This is a genomic window from bacterium, assembly GCA_035549195.1.
Lineage (GTDB): Bacteria > Oederibacteriota > Muellerivitia > Muellerivitales > Muellerivitaceae > DASZRK01.
The window spans coordinates 1-16191 of sequence record DASZRK010000051.1; the positions used below are offsets into that span (position 1 = coordinate 1).

General features: G+C 59.0%; 15 protein-coding genes and 4 tRNA genes. All 19 read left to right on the top strand.

The features are described from left to right. Positions 1–89: 89 nt before the first annotated feature. A complete protein-coding gene (locus VHE12_09690; GenBank protein ID HVZ81049.1) occupies positions 90–806 on the top strand; it encodes a DUF4412 domain-containing protein in 717 nt (238 codons plus the stop codon). Between the two features lie 91 nt (positions 807–897). Then, positions 898–1524, top strand: a complete 627-nt coding sequence (locus VHE12_09695) for a hypothetical protein (protein ID HVZ81050.1) — start codon at positions 898–900, stop codon at positions 1522–1524. A gap of 41 nt (positions 1525–1565) precedes the next feature. Continuing rightward, positions 1566–1955 carry a GxxExxY protein gene (locus VHE12_09700; GenBank protein HVZ81051.1) on the top strand — a complete coding sequence of 130 codons (390 nt, stop codon included), beginning with the start codon at positions 1566–1568 and terminating at the stop codon, positions 1953–1955. 48 nt (positions 1956–2003) lie between these two features. Beyond that, positions 2004–3404, top strand: coding sequence for a DNA repair protein RadA (gene radA, locus VHE12_09705; GenBank protein ID HVZ81052.1), 1401 nt, complete (start codon positions 2004–2006; stop codon positions 3402–3404). After that, a complete protein-coding gene (locus VHE12_09710) occupies positions 3401–4852 on the top strand; it encodes a DUF2079 domain-containing protein (protein HVZ81053.1) in 1452 nt (483 codons plus the stop codon). Before radA ends, VHE12_09710 begins: the two co-directional genes overlap by 4 nt. After that, positions 4849–5547, top strand: coding sequence for a DNA alkylation repair protein (locus VHE12_09715; GenBank protein ID HVZ81054.1), 699 nt, complete (start codon positions 4849–4851; stop codon positions 5545–5547). Before VHE12_09710 ends, VHE12_09715 begins: the two co-directional genes overlap by 4 nt. Positions 5548–5674: 127 nt before the next feature. Further along, on the top strand, positions 5675–6391 hold the full coding sequence (gene ispD / locus VHE12_09720; protein HVZ81055.1) for a 2-C-methyl-D-erythritol 4-phosphate cytidylyltransferase: 717 nt from the start codon (positions 5675–5677) through the stop codon (positions 6389–6391). Positions 6392–6504: 113 nt separating this feature from the next. Continuing rightward, positions 6505–6984: a 2-C-methyl-D-erythritol 2,4-cyclodiphosphate synthase gene (ispF, locus tag VHE12_09725; protein HVZ81056.1), complete on the top strand. Its 480-nt coding sequence runs from the start codon at positions 6505–6507 to the stop codon at positions 6982–6984. A 3-nt stretch (positions 6985–6987) separates the two neighbouring features. After that, positions 6988–8439, top strand: coding sequence for a glutamate--tRNA ligase (gene gltX, locus VHE12_09730; GenBank protein HVZ81057.1), 1452 nt, complete (start codon positions 6988–6990; stop codon positions 8437–8439). 231 nt (positions 8440–8670) lie between these two features. Beyond that, entirely contained in the window at positions 8671–9300 is a 630-nt protein-coding gene (gene cysE / locus VHE12_09735) for a serine O-acetyltransferase (protein ID HVZ81058.1), read from the top strand. A 71-nt stretch (positions 9301–9371) separates the two neighbouring features. Next, the gene (cysS, locus tag VHE12_09740; protein HVZ81059.1) at positions 9372–10793 is read left to right on the top strand and encodes a cysteine--tRNA ligase; all 1422 of its coding nucleotides are present in this window, start codon (positions 9372–9374) and stop codon (positions 10791–10793) included. A gap of 43 nt (positions 10794–10836) precedes the next feature. Beyond that, the gene (gene rlmB, locus VHE12_09745) at positions 10837–11787 is read left to right on the top strand and encodes a 23S rRNA (guanosine(2251)-2'-O)-methyltransferase RlmB (GenBank protein HVZ81060.1); all 951 of its coding nucleotides are present in this window, start codon (positions 10837–10839) and stop codon (positions 11785–11787) included. A 79-nt stretch (positions 11788–11866) separates the two neighbouring features. After that, positions 11867–11942: transfer RNA gene (locus VHE12_09750), tRNA-Thr, on the top strand. Between the two features lie 18 nt (positions 11943–11960). Continuing rightward, positions 11961–12048 (top strand) — tRNA-Tyr (locus tag VHE12_09755). A gap of 242 nt (positions 12049–12290) precedes the next feature. Continuing rightward, positions 12291–12365, top strand: a tRNA-Gly gene (locus VHE12_09760). A 49-nt stretch (positions 12366–12414) separates the two neighbouring features. Then, positions 12415–14220, top strand: a complete 1806-nt coding sequence (locus VHE12_09765) for a phosphoenolpyruvate carboxykinase (protein HVZ81061.1) — start codon at positions 12415–12417, stop codon at positions 14218–14220. A 118-nt stretch (positions 14221–14338) separates the two neighbouring features. Then, positions 14339–15739 carry an aspartate ammonia-lyase gene (locus VHE12_09770; protein HVZ81062.1) on the top strand — a complete coding sequence of 467 codons (1401 nt, stop codon included), beginning with the start codon at positions 14339–14341 and terminating at the stop codon, positions 15737–15739. Positions 15740–15851: 112 nt separating this feature from the next. Further along, positions 15852–15927, top strand: a tRNA-Thr gene (locus tag VHE12_09775). Between the two features lie 123 nt (positions 15928–16050). Continuing rightward, positions 16051–16191 (top strand): GTP-binding protein (locus tag VHE12_09780; protein ID HVZ81063.1); only part of this gene is annotated, 141 nt, incomplete at its 3' end.

A 16191-nucleotide genomic window follows, 5' to 3' on the forward strand; every position in this document is an offset into this window, starting at 1 on the left:
CGGGGATCCCCGGGGCTTTTTTGTTGTCCGGGCCTGGGCTCCCGTTAAAATGACTGCCCGACGCATTAAATGATCCAGGAGGCTTTTTTATGAGGAACTTCGCCAAGGTTTTGGCCGGATTGGTCTTAGTGGCCGGCGTGGGCGTGGCCCGGGCCGATTTCGAGGGCGTGGTGGATTACCACATCACCATGAGCGACAACAAGCAGATGGACACCGAGTACATGATCAAGGGCAAGAAGATCCGCATCAATATGAGCCATGGCGGGAACGACACTTCGTCCATCATGGACATGGGGGGGAAGAAGATCACGACCCTCATGCATAAACAGAAGATGTACATGGTCCACAGCATCGACCAGGCCGCGAAGACCGCTTCCAAGCATGCCCCCGAGGGAAAGGTCAGCAAGGCCTCCGGCACCAAGAACATCTTGGGTTATACCTGTGAGCATTGGATCTACGAAGGGAAGAACAGCAAGGTCGACTTCTGGGGCGCCAAGGGCCTGGGAACCTTCATGGGCATGGGCAATAGCCAGGGCGGAGCATCCAAAGAGGACGATTGGACGAAGGCCTTCAAAGACAAGGGTGTGTTCCCCTTGGAAGTGGATACGAACTTGAAGGACCACAAGACGATGACCATGGTGGCGACCAAGGTCGATAAGAAGTCGCTCGATTCCGGTCTTTTCGAGGTCCCGGCGGGCTATAAAAAAATGGATATGCCCGACATGAGCGGCATGATGGGTGGCAAGGACGGAAAGAAACCCTCGAAAGAGGACATCCTGAAAATGATGGAGAAGTACAAGCATTGATCGGTGTGCGAAAAAGGCCCCCGGTTCGGGGGCCTTTTTATTTGCCGAAGGTGGTATACAGGTGTATATTTTCGGCCAAGGAGTGGTTTTCATGAACAGGTCCGTTCGTCGGGTGATCTTCCTCGTGGCTTTATGGTTGGGAACGGCGGGTGTCCTTCGGGCCGCCGAGATCCTGACCAACGACGGCCAGCGTTTCAAGGGCAAGGTCCTGGAAGAGACCGCCACCGATTACCTCATGGAGATCGAGAACGGGGTCCAGGTCCGCATCGGGAAGGACCAGGTCGCGCATTTCGACGCGGCCGAAGCCCCCAAGGAATCGCTCAAGACCTATCCCGTGCTGGGCCTGACCTATGGGACCCCTTCGGTCGTGAATTTGGTGGCGGGTTATTATCTCGATGACTTCGGCCTGAAGCTTTCGGGGGCTTATTGGAGCGGCGTGCATGGGCTCCAGGCCGACCTGTCCTGGAAGGCGGTGGACAACGAAAAAGTCCTGGTGGACTTTTCCCTGGTGGGCGGGACCGTCCATACCGCGGGGGGATCGAACGGATTTTCCCTGTGGAGTTCCGGCGATTGGTCCGGGACCGATTGGACCTACGGGGGACTGGGGTTCGATGTGAATTACGGCGGGTTCTTCTTCGAGGTGATGGGGGTCACCGGCAATTTCCCCAATCCGGTGGCGTTCCCCTACCAAATAGGCCTCGAAGAAAGGTTCAATTAAAAGCTGTTGAACCACAGAGGGCACGGAGAGCACGGAGAAAGATGAAGACGATATCCATTGATGAGACCAATATCGTATCGGGAAAAGTCATCGATGCTGCGATGGAAGTCCATCGTGCTTTGGGGCCCGGGTTATTGGAAAGCGTCTATGAAGCTTGCTTGTTCGAGGAGCTGAAGGAGAAGGGCCTTAAGGTATTGCGGCAAGAATCCTTGCCCGTCTTTTATAAGGGACGGAAGATCGAGGCGGGCTTCCGGCTGGATCTTTATGTTGAGGACTGTTTAGTGATCGAGTTGAAGACGGTGGATGAAATACTCCCCATCCATGAGGCTCAGCTTATGACCTATTTAAAGTTGACCGGAGATCGGGTCGGTCTTTTGTTGAATTTCAATGTTCGTTTACTGAAGGACGGGATCAAAAGGGTGATTCTATGATCTTCTCCGTGATCTCTGTGCCCTCTGTGGTTCGAAAGAGGTTTTTTCGTGGCTAAGACCAAGACCCAATTCATCTGCCAGAACTGCGGGTCCAAGAGCCCCAAATGGCAGGGCAAGTGCAACGCCTGCGGCCAGTGGAACAGCTTCGTGGAGGAGATGGTCGAAAAGGCGGGGGCGGAGGAGCGGGGAAGGCATCTGGCCCAAAGCGGTGAAGCCAATCTGCCCCTGCCGCTGGACGAGATCGAAATGGAAGAGGGGTTCCGGCTCAAGACCCGTTTGGGCGAATTCGACCGGGTGTTGGGCGGGGGGATCGTGCCGGGGGAGACGGTCCTCATCGGCGGGGACCCGGGCATCGGAAAGTCCACCCTCCTGCTCCAGGTGGTGGACCGCCTGGCCAAGGAGCGCGGCCTTCAACCGGGCCAGGGCAAGTGTCTTTATGTGACCGGTGAGGAGTCGGCCCAACAGATCAAGCTCCGGGCCGAGCGGCTGGGCATCCGTTCCAACAACCTCTATATCTTCCCGGAGACCGACGTGAAGGCCATCCTGGACCAGGTCCAGAAGACCCGGCCCCTTTTGACCGTCATCGACTCCATCCAGACCCTTTTCCTGGCCGATATCACCTCGGCCCCCGGCAGCGTCTCCCAGGTGCGGGAGGCGGCGGCCCGCCTGACCTACCTGGCCAAGCGGGAAAAGCTCCCCATGTTCCTCATCGGCCATGTGACCAAGGAGGGGAGCGTGGCGGGCCCGATGGTGCTCGAACATATGGTGGACGCGGTGCTCTATTTCGAGGGGGACCTGCAGCGCCATTACCGCCTTTTGAGGGCGGTCAAGAACCGCTTCGGGAGCACCCAGGAGATCGGCATCTTCGAGATGCGGGAGAACGGGTTGGAAGAGGTGGCCGACGCCTCCAAGGCCTTCCTGGAGGCCCACTCGGTCCATAGCTCGGGATCCGTCATCACGGCCAGTTTGGAGGGGACGAGGCCCCTTCTCCTGGAGGTCCAGGCCCTGGTGAGTCCCACCAACTTCGGCATGCCCCAACGCCGATCGACCGGTATCGATCCCAACCGCCTGGCCCTGATCCTGGCCATCCTGGAGAAGCGCCTGGGGATGGCGGTGTCCTCCCAGGACGTTTTCCTGAACCTGGCTGGGGGCATCCGGGTGATGGAACCCTCCATCGACCTGAGCGTGGCGACGGCCATCGCCTCTTCTTTCCGGGAATGTTCCGTGGGTGCCGATACGCTGGTGCTGGGCGAGTTGGGACTTTCGGGCGAAGTGCGCTCCGTTTCCCAGATCGGGGCCCGCTTGGCCGAGGCCGCGCGCTTGGGGTTCAAACAGGCGGTCATTCCCCATGGCAATCTCAAGGCGGTGTCCTTGTTGCCGGATGCTCCCATGGAAATATTGGGAGTGAAGACCCTCTCGGAAGCCATCGGTATCCTGGTGGCCCGGTGACCCAAGCTCCGAAAAATTGGAAGGAAAGCTCGGTCCTTTCCTTGGTCCGGGAGGAACGGCCTCTGGCGGTCCTTTTGATCCTGATGACCGCTGTTTACACCCTTCTTTCTTGCGTCCGCCAATGGCGTTTCCAGACAGGCGGGTTCGATCTGGGGATCCATGACCAGGTCATTTGGGAATACAGCCGGTTCCTCCATCCCACCAGCACCCTGATGGGCTTCGACAATGCCTTGGGCGATCATTTCGACCCCATCCTGATGCTTTTGGGGCCCCTTTATTGGTTCCTGCCGGGACCCGAAGCCCTTTTCCTGGCCCAGTCCCTGGCGGTGGCCATTGGCGGGCTGGCGGTCTTTCGCTTCGCAAGGAGGCGTTTGGGAAGGACCCCCGCCTATCAATGGACCGCCGCTTATCTGGTTTTCTGGGGCATTCAAAGCGGTCTTTCCTATGATTTCCACGACCTGTTGCTGGCGGTACCGTTCATCGCCTTTGCCATCGACTTCATCGACCTGAAGCGTTGGGGATGGGCGTTCTTTTGCCTGGTCATGCTCCTGTTCGTCAAGGAAGACCTCGGGCTTTTGGTGGCCTTCTTCGGTGTCTATCTGCTGGTATTGGGCGAGTGGAAGAAGGGATCGGCGATCTTCTTTGTTGGGGTAGTGGGGTTCCTGTTGGAGATGACGGTGGTATTGCCTTACCTGGCCAGCCCCCGATCCTACAACCATTGGGTCTATCCGGATCTCGGCCGATCCCTTGGAGAATCCATCGGGACGATCCTGCGCCATCCCCTCCTGGTGCCGAAGGTCCTTTTTTCCGACCCCCAAAAGATCGTGACCATGTTCTGTTCCTTCCTCGCTTGCGGTTTCCTGACCTTCCTTTCCCCCGTCGGGTTATTGACCATCCCGCTCTTGGCCGAAAGGATGCTTTCCAACGCCGGGAACCTCTATTCCATGGGCTACCATTATTCCGCCACGATCGCGCCCGTCCTGATGATGGGAGGGGTGGATGGCCTTTACCGGTTGGCCATGAGGGAGAAGGGACGATCCGGGAAGTTGGTGCCGATCGCATCCCTGGTGGTGCTCGTGCTGAACCTGGCCACGGTCCCCATCTTCCCGCTCCGGGACCTTTTCCGCGCCAAGTTCTACCGCTCGAACCCCGTGGTCGAGACGGCTCCCAAGGCCTTGGCCCTGGTCCCCCCGGACGCGAAGGTCCTGGCCCAGGACACCATTGTTCCCCATCTTTCCCACCGGAAATCCATCTATATGATGGCTAAAAGCGAATTGGGGATGGATTGCGATTATTTCATCGCCTGCCGGGACCTGCCGGCCTGGCCCTTCGACGGTTTCGACCCGATCGAAGGGTCGGCCCGACAACGGATGTCGCACGGCTATCAAAAAATATTCGATGAGAACGGTTGGATCGTCCTGAAAAAAGCGGGAGGGCAGGATCCTTGACCACCACGGGGCGGAAGTTGGACAGCGCCTCGATCCTCCGGGGGTTGAAGGCCATGAAGAACCGGCGGAACATCCTGGGGATGGCCCGGTTCGGCATCCGGGGAAGGGAAGTCCTGGGCATCCCGATCCCCGTGCTTCGAAACAAAGCGCGGGACATCGGCGTGGACCATCCTTTGGCCCTCCGGTTATGGGATTCGGGGATCCATGAAGCCCGAATGTTGGCCGCCTTCATCGACGAACCTTCCCGGGTGACGCCGGCCCAAATGGAGCGGTGGGTCCGTGAGTTCGACTCCTGGGACCTTTGCGACCAGGTTTGCGGGAACCTCTTTGACCGGACCCCCTATGCCCTTTTGAAGATCCGGGAATGGACCCGCCGAAAAAAGGAGTTCGAGAAAAGGGCCGGGTTCGTGTTGATGGCCGCGATGGCGGTCCACGATAAGCAGGCCCCCGACAGGGTTTTCCTCTCGTTCTTTCCGGCCATACGCCGGGGATCCGGCGACGGAAGGAATTTCGTCAAGAAAGCCGTCAATTGGGCCCTTCGACAGATCGGCAAAAGGAATGCCCGGTTGAACCGGGCGGCCATCCTTGAAGCGGAACGCATCCTGAAGTCGGGCGATCCTTCGGCCCGTTGGATCGCCCAGGATGCTTTGCGGGAACTCCGGGTCCACCGGGAGCGCTTTCGACGCGGGAAGTAATCCTTTTCCTCGGGATCTTTTTTGGTCTTCGCACTTTCGTCCCGTTTAACCAACCGGGCGGTTAAATGGAACGAAGATCGGCCGCCAAGGATGAACAAACGACACCTTTTTGTTAGACTGCGCACCTATGAAAAAGAACGTCAACCAACCCTGGGCCGCCATCATCGTCGCCGCCGGACAATCCACGCGCCTCAAGAGCAACGTTCCCAAACCATTCCTTTATGTGGACCACCGCCGGACCATGCTGGACATGTGCCTGGAAGCCTTCGGCAAAGTGCCCGGCTTGGCCTATGTCATCATCGTGACCCGCGAGGAGTTCATGGAGCAGGCCATCCAGGCCATCTATCGCTGGAAGCTGGCCGGGATCGTCACCAAGGGCGGTCCGGAACGCGAAGACTCGGTGCGCTTGGGGCTGGAAGTGGTCCCCCCGGGCGTCCGCCATGTTCTGATCCACGATGCCGCCCGTCCCCTGGTCAGCCCCCTCTTGATCCAACGGGTCCTGGACGGGGCAATGGCCCATGGGGCCGTCATTCCGGCCATCCCGGTCAAGGACACGTTGAAGATGGTGGAGAAGGAAAGGGTCACCAAGACCCTCGACCGTTCCAAGATCCGGGCGGTCCAGACGCCCCAGGGGTTCCGCCTTTCCGTCCTCCTGAAGGCCTTCAAGAAGCTGGGCAAAAAGGCCTCGCGGATGACCGATGACGCGGCGGTCGTGGAAGCTTCCGGCTTCAAGGTGCGGGTCGTCGAGGGGGGGCTCCTGAATTTCAAGGTGACGACCCCGGAGGACCTTCGCCACGTGAAGGACCTGATCTGGTGGGAAAAAAGCAGGGAATATTCCCACTAAAGGGCCCGACAGTCCTGTAAAAAGGCCCCTCTGTCCGCGCCCCCCTTTCTCCTTTCGAGTTTTTCCCCTATAAATGTCGCCTGATCATCAACTCTTGGAGAGGGCCCTTGGATATCCGTGTCGGCATCGGCTATGACGCCCATCGTTTCGTGGAAGGTAGGTCCCTCGTCCTTGGGGGCGTGACCATCCCTTTTGAAAAGGGATTGTTGGGTCATTCGGACGCCGACGCCCTTTGCCACGCGGCCTGCGATGCCATCCTGGGTGCCGCGGCCCTGGGGGACATGGGGAAGTATTTCCCGGACTCGGACCCCAAGTGGAAAGGGATGGACAGCCTGGTCTTCGTGCGGGAATCTGCCCGCTTGGCCAAGGAAAAAGGCTGGTCCGTCGGCAACCTGGACGCCACCCTGGTCTGCCAAAAGCCCAAAATGGCACCCTATCTGGCCGAAATGGCGGGGAAACTTTCCCAGGCCCTGGGAGTGGGTCCGGACCGGGTCAGCGTGAAGGCCAAGACCACCGAAGGGATGGGTTTTGAAGGACGGGAGGAAGGTCTCTCGGTCCAAGCGGTGGTGTTATTGAAGAAAGAGGGGAATTGAGGGATGTCCGAGACCGTCCGAGTGAGATTCGCGCCGAGCCCGACCGGGTCGCTCCACCTGGGGAACGTCCGCACGGCCCTTTATAACTGGCTTTATGCCCGCCATACCCAAGGGGTTTTCATCCTGCGGGTAGAGGATACGGACAAGGAGCGCTCTTCCGAGGCCCATTGTGAGGAGTTGATGGAGATCATGACCTGGCTGGGCCTCAAGTGGGACGAAGGCCCGAGGGTCGGGGGCCCTTACGCGCCCTACAAGCAGTCCGAGCGGACCTCCATTTATGAGGAACATCTCCAACGCCTGAAGGACAAGGGGATGGTCTATTCCTGCTATTGCACCGAGGAAGAGTTGGAATTGGAGCGGAAGCGCCAATTAGGCCGGGGCCATATGCCCAAATACGGGGGTAAGTGCAAGAAGCTGACCGCCGAGGAACGCAAGAAACTCGACGCCGAGGGGAAGCCCTCGGTCCTCCGCTTCATAGTGCCGCCGGGCGAGATCCTGGTCCAGGACGAGGTCCGGGGGGAAGTGCGGTTCCCGGACGACCAGATCGGGGATTTCGTGCTGACCCGCTCCGACAAGAGCCCCACCTACAATTTCACCGTGGTGGTGGACGACGCCTTGATGAAGGTCACCCATGTGGTCCGTGGGGAGGACCATCTCTCGAACACCCCCAAACAGATCCTCCTTTACCAAGCCCTCGGATACGTCCCGCCGAAGTTCGCCCATCTTTCCATCATCAAGGGGCCGGACGGCCAGAAACTCTCCAAACGCCACGGGGAGACCAGCGTGGAAAGTTATAAGGCCAAGGGTTACCGCCCGGATGCCTTCCTCAATTACCTGGCCCTGTTGGGATGGGCGCCCAAGAGCGGGGAGATCCTGACCTTGGACCAGATGGCGGCGGAATTCGACCTGACCCATGTGGGAAAGAGCGGGGCCATTTTCGACCAACAGAAACTCCACTGGATGGGACAGCAGTACTTGAACCATGTCCCCCTGGACGACCTCACCCGCAGTCTCCTCCCTTACCTGACCGATGCCCAATACATCACGCGTGACCAGGCCCGCACCAAATTCGATTGGTTGAAGGGTGTGGTGGACACCGTCCGGAAGGGACTGGGGTGCCTTTCGGATATCGTGAAAGAGACCTTCTTTTTCTTTTCCGATGAGTTGAGCTATAGCCATGAGCAGACCGAGGAGATGAAGGCCCAGAAGCCGTTGTTGGAGGCCTATCATCAGGCCTTTGCCGCCATCTCGGATTTCAACGGGGACAACTTCGGCAAGGCGGTCAAGGAAGTGGGGGCCAAGTCGGGCGTGAAGGGGAAGGCCCTTTACCATCCCCTGCGGCTGGCTTTGACCGGCCGAGAGGATGGGCCTGAATTGGTGAAGATCGGACCTTTGTTGGGTAAGGATGAGGTCTTAAAGAGGCTTCGTGTATGGACCGGCGAAAAGGTTGGGTGATTTATGGAAAACAATTCTTACTTCATTTTGGCGCTGATCGGATTTTGTTTACTTCTAAATCCCCGTTTTTTTACGTCCCCTAAAATCTTCTTTCGAAAGAGAGATGAAAATGATCCTGGAATTTATAAAAAATATGAGGAAATGACATTTGTAAATAATTTTTTGAGGGTCCTTGGTTTTGCCATGCTTTCCATCGTGGCCATTCATTTTTTATCCGGGGCGAGGTTTTAAATGTTCGAATACTTCAAATCCATCCTTGACCGGGACCCGGCCGCCCGGGTTTGGGAACTCCCCCTTTACCCAAGCGTTTACGCCTTGTTCCTTCACCGAGTCGCCCACGCCCTTTGGGCCGTTCGGATACCTTTTTTCCCGAGGCTCATCTCCCAGATCTCCCGGTTCTTGACCGGTATCGAGATCCATCCGGGGGCCCGGATCGGCAAGTGCTTCTTCATCGACCATGGGTTCGGGGTCGTGATCGGCGAGACGACCGAAATAGGGAATTATGTCACCCTTTTCCAGGGTGTGACCCTGGGGGGGACGGGCAAAGAGAAGGGAAAGCGCCATCCGACCCTGAGGGACCATGTGGTGGTCGCCGCCGGGGCCAAGGTCCTGGGCGCCATCGAATTGGGCGAATACTCCAAGGTGGGGGCCAACGCGGTGGTCATCCAGAACGTACCTCCCCATTCCACGGTGGTGGGTGTGCCGGGACGGGTGGTGACGTTGCGCGGCCAGAAGCTGGCCGGCCATGAGCTGGATCACAACCTGTTGCCCGACCCGGTCCTGCGCCGTTTGGAGCATTTGGAACGGGACCTGGCCCGCCATGCCGGGTCCTACGCGCCCCGTCCCAAGAAAAAGAAGTAGCCACAAAAAAAAGATAGCCCTTAAAATCGACGCTTCTTAAGTCCCCGCTTCGCGAGGTCCCCTTGCTCCGAATGACCAATACCCTGACCGGCCAAAAAGAGGAGTTCAAACCCCTCGATCCGGCCAAGGTGAAGATGTATGTTTGCGGCCCGACGGTCTATGGGGACATCCATATCGGGAACGCCCGTTCCCAGGTCAATTTCGACGTCATCCGCAAATACCTGCTCTTTTCGGGCTACTCCCTGACCTATGTGGTCAACGTCACCGACATCGATGACAAGATCATCAAGAACGCCATCGACGAGAAGCGGGACGCCAAGGAGGTGGCCGAAACCTATACCCGGGCCTTCTTCGAGGTGATGGAGCGGTTGGGTGTCCAAAAGGCCGATCTTTGCCCCAAGGCCACCGATTTCATCCCGGACATGATCGAATTGGTGAAGGGCCTGGTCGAAAAAGGCCACGCCTATCCGGTGCCTTCCACGGACCTGGGGAAGGACGTGCTCTTCGATTCCGCCAGCTTCAAGGCCTATGGCCGGCTTTCGGGAAAGAACCTGGAGGAGCTTATGGAAGGGGCCCGGGTCGAGAAGAACGAGGCCAAGAAGAACCCGACCGATTTCGTCCTTTGGAAGGCCTCCAAGCCCGGGGAACCCCAATGGGATTCACCCTGGGGCAAAGGGCGCCCCGGTTGGCACATCGAATGCTCCACCATGGTCCGCAAGCTCCTGGGGGACTCCATCGACATCCATGGGGGCGGCATCGACCTGATCTTCCCCCATCACGAGAACGAGATCGCCCAATGCGAGGCTTTCACCCAAAAGCCCTACGTGAAATATTGGCTCCACAACGGGTTCATCGAGATCGCGGGCCAGAAGATGAGCAAGTCCCTGGGAAATATCTGGAAGGCCAAGGACGCCCTCGCCGAGTTCCGCCCCGAGGTCCTTCGCTATTTCTTCCTGAGCGCCCATTACCGGAGCGGCCTCAATTACGACCGGCCCATCCTGGAGGCGGCGGCCCGCGGATGGGAGGAATTCCAACAGACCTTCCAGCGGGTCGAGGAGGCCATGGCCTGTCCCGACGGGGAGGCGCCGATGGATCTTTTGGAGTTGCGCCTGGCCATCGACGCGGTCGAGGGCAAGTTCCGCGAAGCCATGGACGATGACTTCAACACGCCCCGGGCCTTGGCGGTCCTTTTCGATCTGGCCCGGGATGTCCGGCGGATCCTGAGCCAGTCCCCCCGCCCCACGGCGGGCGCCAAGAGCCTCTTGGGCGAGGCTATGGACCAGTTGAACCGATTGGGCGGCCTCTTGGGGATCGTTTCCTCGGAAAAAAAGACCGTCCCGGCCGAGGTCGAGGAATTGGCCCGGCAAAGGGTGGAACTGAAAGCGGCCAAGGACTTCAAGGGCGCTGACGCCATCCGGGACAAGGTCCTGGCCATGGGTTTCGTCATCGAGGACGTCAAAGGCGGCGGTTTCCGGATCCTTCCCAAGAAGTGAAGGGACAAGGTTCCCGGGATTCTTTGAGGTATGATGGTCTCCCATGAGCGAGAAGATCTACGGCCGAAAACCCGTCCTGGAAGCCCTCCGTTCCGGAAACCGGACCGTGACCCGGCTTTATCTTTTGCAGGGTTCCCGCGACGCCATCCTGGACCAGGTTGAGTCCCACGCGAAGGCCAAGGGCATTCCGGTGAACCTCGAGACGCGGCATCGCCTGGATACCCTGGCGGGTAATGAACACCACCAGGGCGTGGTGGCCGTCGCCGAAGACTTCAAATACGCCCAACTCGAGGACCTGCTGGAGCAGGCCGCGAAAAGGAACGAACCGGCCTTCCTCATCCTCTTGGATGAGATCGAGGATCCCCAGAACCTGGGGGCCATCATCCGCTCCGCCGACGCGGCGGGCGCCCATGGGGTGGTCATCCCCAAGCATCGGGCCGCCGAGGTCAACGCCACGGTCATCAAGGCCTCGGCGGGCGCCGCCGAACATCTGCCCTCGGTCAAGGTGACCAACCTGAACGAGACCATCCGAAGCCTGAAAGAGGCCAATGTCTGGGTGGTGGGGACCGACGGGGAAGCCAAGAAGAATTTCTATGAATATGATTTCCGACAACCGGTCGCCATCATCATCGGCAACGAAGGGACGGGGTTGCGCCGGTTGGTGAAGGAGAACTGCGACGAACTGGTGAAGATCCCCATGTCCGGGAAGATGTCCTCCCTGAACGCCTCGGTGGCGGCCGCGTTGGTCATGTTCGAGGTGGCGCGGCAACGAAAATGGGGGATGGCCCTGCCGACCAAGGACCCGCCGCTGTCGTCCTATGGGATGGGACTTTCCCCCGAAAAAGACTTTTTTCGTTCAAGCCCTGACCCGGCTTCTCAAACGGCGGGTGAGGGCCTTTCTCAAGGGATCGACCTAGGACCCTCCGACCGGTTGGAGGATAACCCCTCGAACGACGCCCCAGGAACGAACAAAGGGGGCGGGTTCCATTGGTAAGGCGGCCTAAAGGATTCTTGACGCTCCCAGGGGCCATTCCTATAATCGCCTTCCTTTTAAAAGTGCAAGCTTGCCCAGGGCTGGCGTAGCTCAGCTGGTAGAGCAGCCGCCTTGTAAGCGGCAGGTCACCGGTTCAAACCCGGTCGCCAGCTCCACTTTTAATGTGGTCCAGTGGACAGGTGCCCGAGTGGTCAATGGGAGCAGACTGTAAATCTGCCGGCCGTCCGGCCTACGCAGGTTCGAATCCTGCCCTGTCCACCATTTTTATTCAGTTCCTTCCCGTAACGTTCCAGGATCAAAATGGATTCGAACCGATGGGAAAGGGTCTGGGAAAACGGTCGTTTTCCCAAGAGGGGTCAGGGGTACATAGGGGGAAGTTCCCCTATGGGCGCGTCAGCACGGTTCGACATCCTGCCCTGTCCACCATTTTTATTCACATTTTTTTCGTTCTTCCCCGCATTCCGAAAATCCGAAGCTTTCGGTTATACTCTCCCCTCCAAGGCGCGGGAGTAATTCAGTGGTAGAATGCCACCCTTCCAAGGTGGACGTCGCCGGTTCGAATCCGGTCTCCCGCTCCATATTTTCGAGGGTCTGACCCGCCTTTCCGGCGGACTTGGAACGGAATCCATGAAAAAAACCATCCCGACCGGCGAAAAACCCGAGGCCATCCCGGGTAATCCGAATCCCGCCATGGAAATGAACGATTTCATGGACGATCGGGTCATTCTTTATGGCCATCCCGGCCTCTGCCGGACCTCCGAAGAACTGCTTTCCAGCGATGGGTTCCAACTGGTCCTGAAGCATTTTCTCAAGAAGGTGACCGCCCAAGATTCCCCCATCCTGCGTTGCCTACAGCCCTTCCGCTCCGGCGCCGACTACGACACCGTGAAATTGGCCTCCTTCCTGAAAGAGCTCCTGGGGCGGCCGATCGGGGAGACTTCTTGTGCGGACATGGACCCGGTCGTCCTCAAGGACCTGGTCGAGGAGCTTTACAGCTATTGGCGCCGCCGGGAACGCTTCGTGATCTTCGACCGGGATGTGCAGGACGGCGGGATCGACCTGAAGGAATACCACCCGATCTTCATCCAGGCCAACGAGGAGTTCAAAATGCTGGTCCTGGGTACCTACCGGCATATCGCGGCCCATGTGTCCGGCGACTGGTTCAAGGTCTACCGCCAGATCCCCGCCGGGGTGGGGGTGGGTCTCCTGGCCGAGAAGATCCAATGGAAATTCCCGGGCGAGGCCTACCACAAGCTCAAGAACATCCCCTTCATCCGGCTGTCCCTGATCTATCCGCCGCTCATCTATTACACCAAGGTCAACAAGCGGAAGGGCAAGTTCAATCCGCTCTCGAAGAACCCGATGGACCAGGTCAAGCTGGACTCCTCCCGCTGGCTCTGCTTTCCGGCCAAGATCGGGGAACTGCTGGTCTTCATCTATTTCAACAAGGACTTCCTGTCCCACGCGGCCGGCCTTTCCAACCTTTTCGAATTGGCGAGCGCCCAGGAGATCGCCAACCGCCCGCCCGACGGGATCATGCTGTTCGGGGTCGACCCCGCCCTCATGGACAACCAATTGGTGGGGTATTACGAGGACCAGGCGAACGACGTGCTGGTGGGGGCCGTGGCCTACCAGATGCCCGACGTGGATTACTTCGGATATTTCAAGAAGACCGCCCTGACCATCCATAACCTCATCATGATCCGCCGGGGGAACCTGCCCATCCATGGCGCCATGGCCAAGATCGACCTGAAGTCGGGCAAGACCGCAAATGTGGTCATCGTGGGGGACTCGGGCGCGGGGAAATCCGAATCCCTGGAAGCCTTCCGGGTCCTGGCCGACAAATATATCCGGCAGTTGACCGTCATCTTCGACGACATGGGCTCCCTTTCCATGGGGCCGGACGGCAAAGTGGTCGGGCGGGGGACCGAGATCGGGGCTTTCGTCCGCCTGGACGACCTGCACCCGGGCTATGCCTATACCGAGATCGACCGTTCGGTCTTCATGAACCCCCATTTGGGGAACGCCCGCCTGGTGATGCCCATCACCGAATACCGGCACGTGGTCGCCGGCTACCCGGTGGATATTTTCCTTTACGCCAACAATTACGATGATGTGGCCGATGACAATCCGGCCCTCCAGATCACGGCCGATGCGGCGGAGGCCAACAAGGTCTTCTCCGACGGGGCCCGTTTGGCCAAAGGCACCACCGATGAAAAGGGCCTGGTCCATACCTATTTCGCCAACCCTTTCGGCGCCCCGCAGAAGCGCAAGGAGCACGAGGTCCTGGCGGATCGCTTCATCGGGACCCTGATGAAGGACGGCAAGAAGGTCGGACAGCTCCGGACCCGATTGGGGATCGCCGGATACGAGACGAAAGGCCCCGAAGAAGCCGCTCAAGCCCTTTTCCAGTTCATCACCCAAAACCTTTGATCGATCGGGGCTTCGAGCCCCGGCCATTCGTCCTAGGTTGACCTGTGTCATGGTCCGGCTTTTGGTCCGGCCTTTTAATACGGAATTCTTTCGCCGTCGAAAATCCAGGAGGTGCGTCGTGAGCTACCGTGTCGAGCATGATTCCATCGGTGAGTTGAAGGTCCCCCAGGAGGCCCTTTGGGGCGTCCAGGCCGAACGGGCCGTCCAGAATTTCCCCATCAGCGGGATCAAGCCCCACAAGGTCTTCATCCAGGCGACGGTCCACATCAAGAAGGCGGCGGCCCGTTTCCACGCCAAGGTCGGCATGCTGGACAAAAAGAAGGCCGAGGCCATCGTGAAGGCGGCCGACGAGATCCTCGTGAAGGACCAGTGGTTGGACCATTTCGTGGTGGACGTCTATCAGGCGGGGGCCGGGACCAGCCACAACATGAACACCAACGAGGTGTTGGCCAACCGGGCCATCGAGATCCTGGGGGGCAAGCGCGGGGACTACAAGCTGATCCACCCGAACGATATGGTCAACATGGGCCAGTCCACCAATGACGTCATTCCCACGGCCATCCGCCTTTCAGGGCTTCTTTTGACCCGGGATTTCCTGCCGGTCCTCAAGAAGCTGGCGGCCACCTTCCGGCAGAAGGGGAAGGAATTCCGCAAGGTCTATAAGTCGGGCCGGACCCATCTTCAGGACGCGGCCCTGATGACCCTTGGGCAGGAGTTCAACGCCTATGGGGAGAACCTGGAGCGTCATGTCGGACGCATCGACCGCGCTTCCCAGGACCTGTTGGAACTAGGGATCGGAGGATCGGCGGTCGGGACCGGACTGAACACCCACAAGGATTACTGCAAGGGGATGGCCAAGCTCCTCTCCGAGCAGACCAAGCTCAAACTGACCCCCCATCCGAATCTCTTCGAGGCCATGCAGAGCATGTCGCCCTTCGTGTCCCTCTCGAACGCCTACCGGAACCTGGCCATCGACCTCACCCGGATCGCCAACGACTTCCGTCTCATGACCAGCGGGCCCGCCACCGGCTTCGGCGAGATCCTGCTGCCGGTCATGCAGCCCGGGTCCTCCATCATGCCGGGGAAGGTCAACCCGGTGATGGCGGAATGCCTGAACATGGTCAGTTACCAGGTCCTGGGTCATGACCACACGGTGGCCATGGCGGCCCAGGCGGGACAGATGGAACTCAATGTCATGATGCCGGTCCTGGCCTACAACCTGAACCAGGAGATCACCCTCCTGACGAATATGCTCCGGGCCTTCGACGAAAAATGCGTTTCGGGCGTGAAGGCGGAGGAGAAGCGTTGCCGCGGCTATGCCGACCAAAGCACCCAGGTCGCCACCGCCTTGAACCCGGTGATCGGCTATGAGAAGGCCGCGGAAGTGGTGAAAGCCGCCCTGAAGGAAGGGAAGACCGTCCGCCAGATCGTTCTGGAGAAAGGGATCTTGACGGAGGAGCAATACGATAAGTCCATCAAACTGGACAAGATCGTGGACCCCCACGGCCGCGATCGTTGAACCGGTCGGGGGCCGGAGGCGCCGAAAAGGGGCAAAATGGCCCGAAACCGGGCCATTTCTCCTTGACAGGGGGGGTTCGAAAAGTAGAATACCTCCTCTTGCTCGGCCCCCTGCCCAAGTAGCTCAGTTGGTAGAGCACTTCCTTGGTAAGGAAGAGGTCACCGGTTCAATCCCGGTCTTGGGCTCCAGTTTTCCCCTAGCGAAGGAAAAGATCGAGGCTCGAAGGCCCATACGGTATTCGTAGTCCGCCGGTGTGGGTGCCGTTAGATCAAGAATATTAACCATCATCCACTTCATCCTGGAGGGCGGAAATGTCGAAAGAAAAATTCGTTCGTAGCAAGCCGCACGTGAACATCGGGACGATCGGCCACGTGGACCATGGGAAGACGAGCTTGACGGCGGCCATCACGACGGTCCTGGCCAAGAAGGGCTGGGCGACGGCGAAGGGATAT

Bases quoted from the DNA above. Each gene is read 5' to 3' on its own strand.
- VHE12_09690 (HVZ81049.1), top strand. From the start codon at position 90: ATGAGGAACTTCGCCAAGGTTTTGGCCGGATTGGTCTTAGTGGCCGGC.
- VHE12_09695 (HVZ81050.1), top strand. From the start codon at position 898: ATGAACAGGTCCGTTCGTCGGGTGATCTTCCTCGTGGCTTTATGGTTG.
- VHE12_09700 (HVZ81051.1), top strand. From the start codon at position 1,566: ATGAAGACGATATCCATTGATGAGACCAATATCGTATCGGGAAAAGTC.
- ispD (HVZ81055.1), top strand. From the start codon at position 5,675: ATGAAAAAGAACGTCAACCAACCCTGGGCCGCCATCATCGTCGCCGCC.
- gltX (HVZ81057.1), top strand. From the start codon at position 6,988: ATGTCCGAGACCGTCCGAGTGAGATTCGCGCCGAGCCCGACCGGGTCG.
- cysE (HVZ81058.1), top strand. From the start codon at position 8,671: ATGTTCGAATACTTCAAATCCATCCTTGACCGGGACCCGGCCGCCCGG.
- cysS (HVZ81059.1), top strand. From the start codon at position 9,372: ATGACCAATACCCTGACCGGCCAAAAAGAGGAGTTCAAACCCCTCGAT.
- rlmB (HVZ81060.1), top strand. From the start codon at position 10,837: ATGAGCGAGAAGATCTACGGCCGAAAACCCGTCCTGGAAGCCCTCCGT.
- VHE12_09765 (HVZ81061.1), top strand. From the start codon at position 12,415: ATGAAAAAAACCATCCCGACCGGCGAAAAACCCGAGGCCATCCCGGGT.